The 560-nt window shown below is 43.4% G+C and carries 1 protein-coding gene; it reads left to right on the forward strand.

The window, feature by feature from the left end; genetic code table 11:
* Positions 1-333 precede the first annotated feature (333 nt).
* On the forward strand, positions 334-560 hold a 227-nt coding region (locus tag R7Q48_RS29840; RefSeq protein ID WP_318133999.1), incomplete at its 3' end, for a metal-dependent hydrolase.

Genomic DNA, 560 nt, shown 5'->3' on the forward strand with positions numbered 1-560 from the left:
CTCAAGACTAAGGTTTTTTGTCGTTAATCGTTCAGTAAACAAGGCGAGCTATCTGGTTCGCCTTGTTTTATTTTACGTCTGTAAAATCCGCCGTTTTGGACTTCTGACGTACACCTCGATCCTCGCTTCTCACTAGCGAATAGGGCGATTCCTTCTTACACTAAAATCAAAGCATTTGTTTTCGAACACTTTAATGCATCATTAAGCCGTAATTTCCAATCCACTTAAATACGGATAATTTATGTCGGAGAACGTTCTGGTTTTTAAATTTGAACCGATTTTGAAGCGCACATGCCTTCTCTCTCGCCTACGTTATCGTGGTGGGCGTAAATAATGGACCCGTTAACGCAAGGTTTACTGGGCGCTGCTTTGCCGCAGTCTGCAAGTAAAAAGCGGCATATTGTGGCTGCTGGCGTGTTAGGCGTGGCCTCTGGGATGGCTCCGGATTTGGACGTACTTATTCGTTCATCAAGTGACCCATTACTGTTTTTGGAATATCACCGACACTTTACCCATTCATTGTTGTTTATCCCTTTTGGCAGTTTTCTCTGTGCTTTAGT

It is taken from the genome of Vibrio sp. 378 (assembly GCF_033339435.1).